5 protein-coding genes are annotated in these 4,967 nt (G+C 66.5%); 1 reads left to right on the plus strand and 4 read right to left on the minus strand.

Translation table 11 applies throughout. The annotated features are described in order from the left end of the window. The 4 genes from AC1DYX_RS27740 to AC1DYX_RS27755 all read right to left on the minus strand — a co-directional run. Window positions 1-962: branched-chain amino acid ABC transporter permease (locus AC1DYX_RS27740; RefSeq protein WP_477264906.1), on the minus strand; the 962-nt coding region annotated here is incomplete at its 3' end. 2 nt (window positions 963-964) lie between these two features. Beyond that, the gene (locus AC1DYX_RS27745) at window positions 965-1,855 is read right to left on the minus strand and encodes a branched-chain amino acid ABC transporter permease (protein WP_477264908.1); all 891 of its coding nucleotides are present in this window, start codon (window positions 1,853-1,855) and stop codon (window positions 965-967) included. Window positions 1,856-1,956: 101 nt separating this feature from the next. Further along, window positions 1,957-3,114 carry an ABC transporter substrate-binding protein gene (locus AC1DYX_RS27750; RefSeq protein WP_477264910.1) on the minus strand — a complete coding sequence of 386 codons (1,158 nt, stop codon included), beginning with the start codon at window positions 3,112-3,114 and terminating at the stop codon, window positions 1,957-1,959. A gap of 263 nt (window positions 3,115-3,377) precedes the next feature. After that, window positions 3,378-3,773: a hypothetical protein gene (locus AC1DYX_RS27755; RefSeq protein WP_477264912.1), complete on the minus strand. Its 396-nt coding sequence runs from the start codon at window positions 3,771-3,773 to the stop codon at window positions 3,378-3,380. A 194-nt stretch (window positions 3,774-3,967) separates the two neighbouring features. Between AC1DYX_RS27755 and AC1DYX_RS27760 the strand changes: the two genes are divergently transcribed. After that, on the plus strand, window positions 3,968-4,885 hold the full coding sequence (locus tag AC1DYX_RS27760; RefSeq protein ID WP_477264914.1) for an EamA family transporter: 918 nt from the start codon (window positions 3,968-3,970) through the stop codon (window positions 4,883-4,885). The last annotated feature ends 82 nt before the right edge of the window (window positions 4,886-4,967 follow it).

The following is a 4,967-nucleotide window of genomic DNA, read 5'->3' on the forward strand; positions in this document are numbered from 1 at the left end:
GCCAGCGCCAGCGTGGCCAGCACGGGCACGGCCACCTTGCGCGGCGTGGTCTTGCGGCGCGCGAGCAGCAGGCCCGCGCCCGCGACGGCGAGGATGGCGGCGGAGACGGCGATGCGGCGGAACAGGTCGATGTCGGACAGGAGGCTGGGCAGCATCACCACGATGACGGCGCCGATCAGCGCGCCGCTGCGGGTCTTGCGGCCGCCCATGATCACCGCGAGCAGGAACAGGATCGTCAGCTCGAAGTTGTACGTGTTCGGCGAGATGTACTGCTCCGAGTACGCGTACAGGCTGCCCGCGAGGCCCGCGAAGCCGGCGCTGATGACGAACGCATACACCTTGTAGCGGTAGACCGAGACGCCCATGCAGTCGGACGCGATGGGGCTGTCGCGCAACGCCTCGAAGGCGCGCCCGATGTGCGACTTCAGCAGCCGGTGCACGACCAGCAGCGACGCCAGCATCAGCGCGGCGACGGCATAGTAGTACTCGACTTCCGTGAGTTCGTGCCCGGCCACGCCGGGTTTCGTCAGCATGATGCCCATCGGACCTTCGGTGAGGAAGGTCATCTCGTTGATGAGGATTTGCACGATTGTGCCGAAAGCCAGCGTCACCATCGCGAGATACGGTCCCGTGACGCGCAGCGCGGGCAGGGCGAGGATGGCGCCGAAGATCGCGGCGCCGGCGATGCTGGCGGGGATCGTCAGCCACCACGCGGCGCCGAGCTTCATCACGAGTACGCCCGTCACGTACGAGCCCACGCCGAACAGGCCCGCGTGGCCGAGCGACACCTGGCCCGTGTAGCCGACGACGATGTCCAGGCCGAACAGCAGGATCGCGTAGATCAGGATCGTCTCGACGAGGTGGATGTAGTACGGGTTCCCGACCAGCACGGGGAAGGCCGCCAGCAGCGCGATGCCGCCGATGGCCGCGCCGGTAATCAGCTTGCTCATTTGCGTCGACATGGTCACACCTTCTTGATGGCGGCCTTGCCGAACAGGCCGGACGGCTTCACGGCCAGCACGAGCAGCAGCAGGACGAGGCCAGGCACTTCCTTGTAGCCGGTGGACAGGTAGAAGCCCGTCGCCGTCTCCGCGATGCCCAGGATGATGCCGCCCACGATGGCGCCCATGCCCGACGTCAGGCCGCCGATGATCGCGACGGCGAACGCCTTCAGCCCGAGCGACGCGCCCATCGTGGCGCTCGTCAGGGTCAGTGGGGCGATCAGGGCGCCCGCGAACGCGGCCGTGGCGGACGACAGCGCGTACGAGAACGTGATGACCATGCGCGTGTTGATGCCCATGAGGCCGGCGGCGTCGCGGTCGTTCGCGGTGGCGACGACCGCCTTGCCATAGATCGATTTGCGGTTGAAGATCTCGACGGCGAGCATGATGGCGAGGGCGCCGATGACGACGGCCACCTGCATCGGCTGCACGTTCGCGCCGAGCACCGTGAACGGCTCCGACGACAGCGGCGACGGGAAGGGCAGCACGTCCTTGCCCCAGATGTTCTCGGCCACGTTCTTGAAGATGATGGCGAGTGCGATGGTCGACATGATCCAGCCGAATTCCGACTTGATCCGCAGCGCGGGCCGCACGGCGATCCATTCGACGAACACGCCCTGCAGCGCGCCGAACACGACGACGATGGGAATCATCAGCCAGTAGCCGATGTATGGCCCGCCGTGGATCGTGCCGACCAGCGACAGGCCCACGAGGGCGCCGAGCATCAGGGCCTCGCCCTGGCCGAAGTTGAGGGTGCCGGACGTGGCGAACGTCAGCTGGTAGCCGAACGCGATCACGGCATAGATCATGCCGAGCGCGATGCCGGACACGACGAGCTGGAGGAGGATTTCCATGATGTCACCCCGACGGCGGCCGCAGCGGCACGCCTTCTAACGAAACGCGAATCAACGCGGACGGCGGCGCGTGCCGCCGTCCGGGGAAGGCTTGCTTCGGCTTACTTCGCCAACGCGACGCGACCTTCGCGCACTTCGCCGAACTTCGTGTTCTCGAAGTTGATCGCCTCGTGGTCGGTGTGGGAGTAGGGTTTGTTGTACGTGGCGACGACGCCTTCCACCGGCGTCTTCAGGTCTTCCAGCGCGGCGGCGATCTTCGGTCCCTCGGTACTGCCGGCCTGCTGGATGGCGGCGGCCAGCAGGTAGACGGAATCGTAGCCCTGCGCGGCCGACACGGCCGACGGCATGCGGCCGCCCGACGGGCTGTAGGCCTTGATGTAGGCGTCGATGAAGGCCTTGCGCTTCGGGGTGTCCGGGTTCTGGATGAACGTCTGCGGCATGCGGGTGCCGTCGCCGTTCTTGCCCGCATTGTCGATGAAGTTGGCCATCGCCAGGGTCCAGCTGCCGACGATGGGCACCTTCCAGCCCAGCTTCTGCATGCCGTTGGCGATCTGCGCCAGTTCCGGGCCGATGCCGTAGGTGAGCACGACGTCGGCGCCGGCCTGCTTCGCGCGCAGCAGCTGCGCGGTCATGTCGACGTCGCCGATATTGTACTTCTCGACGGCGACCGGCTTCACGCCCTTCTTGTCGAGCACCTTCTCGAGGTCTTCGCGGCCCAGTTGGCCGTAGTTGGTGGAGTCGGCCAGGATCGCGGGCTTCTTGAAGCCGCGCCGCGTGATCGCTTCGTCGGCGATCATCGCGGACTGGATCGTGTCGTTGGCCGAGTTGCGGAAGATGTAGTTCTCCGGCTGGTTGGCGAACTGCCTGGTGACGATGGAGCCGGTGGCCACGTTGTTCATCACGGGGATCTTCGCCTGCTGGTAGAAGCGTTGCGAGGCGAGGGCGACGCCCGTATTGATATAGCCGACGGTGGCGACGACTTTTTCCTTGTTGATGAGTTCCTGCGCGACCTGCACGCCGCGCTCGTTCTTCGCTTCGTCGTCGCGTTCGACCAGTTCGATCTTGCGGCCCAGCACGCCGCCCTTGGCATTGATTTCATTGACGGCGAGACGGACGCCATCGCGCATCGACACGCCCATCGGCGCCGATCCGCCCGTGAACGGACCGGACACCCCGATCCTGATCGGCTCTGCCGCCATGCCGGACATCGAAAAACCCAGAACTACCCCTGCAACCAATGCTTTCAACTTGAAATTCATTGCCGTCTCCGTAGTCGTTTTGTGTCGTTGTACGCTGGGACGCCGAGGTTCGGCGCCGGGCCCATCGTGGCCGATTGTAGGATAGCAATCAAACAACAGCAATCGATTGGTGTGACGCGATGCAACATGCGGCATTCATGCACACGTAAGGGATGCGTCAGGAAGGACAGGTAGGGCAAGCAGGGCAGGCAAAAAAAAGGCCGCGCCAAAGCGCAGCCTCGTCGATCCGCCTGCGTGTGCCGGCGTCTTCGGACTTATCGTCGTCAGCGGTGGCCGCGCCACCCGCCGCGATGACCCCATCCGCCGTGATGGCCGCCGCTGAAGTGGCTCCAGCTGAAGCCAAGGCCGATCGAAATCGGCGGATACCACAGCGGTTCCGCATAGACGGGAGCGTAGGGTGCATACACCGGGGCCGGCACGTACACCGGCTGGGTCACGACGGTGGTCGGGGCCGGGCTGTACGTCACGGTGCCGGCCGTCCCGCTGGCGGCAGCGGCCGCGCCGGTGCCGGGTGCGACGGGCGTCACCGAGACGACCTGCCAGCCTTCGGGGTCGGTGTGGCCGTAGGCGCGCGTGCCGTAGTTGGCCGGTGCGGGATAGTACGTGGCGCAGCCGCTGAGGGCTGCTCCGAGCGAAACGATAATGGCGAGCTTTTTCATGACGGTTCTCCTCACCTGCCAATGATAAAGATTTCGGCGGCGCCTGCCTTGGGATTTACAGGCTGTTACACGTGTTCATGATTCAGAAAAAAGATGTGTGCCTTCTCGTTGCATCGTAGCCGCCGGCAGACCGGTCCGGTTTGATGATATCGTGTCACGTTTCGCATCATTCCCGCCTTTTTCGCGCATTTTCGATGCCTACATCCACGCAACTCCGCGCCGGCACGGCCGGTCTGTCGGCCTGGGGCCCTTACCTCGCCCTGCTGTTGTCGCTCGTCTCGCTGACGGCGGGCGCCTCGCTCGCCAAGCACCTGTTCCCCGCCGTCGGGGCGGCCGGCGCCACGGCACTGCGCCTCACGTTCGCGGCCGTGATCCTCGCCGCCGTGTTCCGGCCCTGGCGCTTGGGCGTGCGTGGAGATGGCCGCGCGCTGCTGCTGTACGGCGTCACGCTCGGCGCCATGAATCTCAGCTTCTATACGGCGCTTGCGTATGTGCCGCTGGGGATCGCCATTGCGGTCGAGTTCACCGGACCGCTCGTCGTCGCGGTGGCGACGTCGCACCGGCGCCTGGACTTCATCTGGATCGCGCTCGCCTGCGCCGGCCTCGCACTGCTGCTGCCATTGCACGGCGGCGCGGCCGCGCTGGACTGGCGCGGCATCGCCTGCGCGCTCGTGGCCGGTGCCTGCTGGGCCGTGTACATCCTCGCCGGCAAGCGCGCGAGCGCCGCTTACGGGCCGGCGGCGTCCAGCTGGGGCACGCTGGTCGGCGCGCTGATCGCGGGTCCGATCGGCATCGCGCACGCGGGCAGCGCGCTGCTGGCGCCGTCCGTGCTGCTGTTCGGCGTCGCGGTGGCCGTGCTGTCCAGCGCGATCCCGTATTCGCTCGAGATGGTGGCGCTGCGCCGGCTGCCGTCGAACACCTTCAGCACCCTGCTGAGCGCGGAGCCCGCGATCGGCGCGCTGATGGGGCTCGTGCTGCTGGGCGAACACCTCGGCGCGACGCAATGGCTGGCGATCGCCCTGATCGTCGCGTCGTCGATCGGCGCCGCGACGAGTGCAAGCCTGGCCGCGCGCCGGCCGCCGGGGGATGTCGCGCCGCCGGCGCCCCTGTAAGAGCGATATTTTGTAAAATTGCTGCTTTGGCCGAACCGACGCGTAGGGTGGGCACCCCTGTGCCCACGCGTGACGGTCGCGT

This window comes from Massilia sp. P2_C2, from assembly GCF_056404615.1.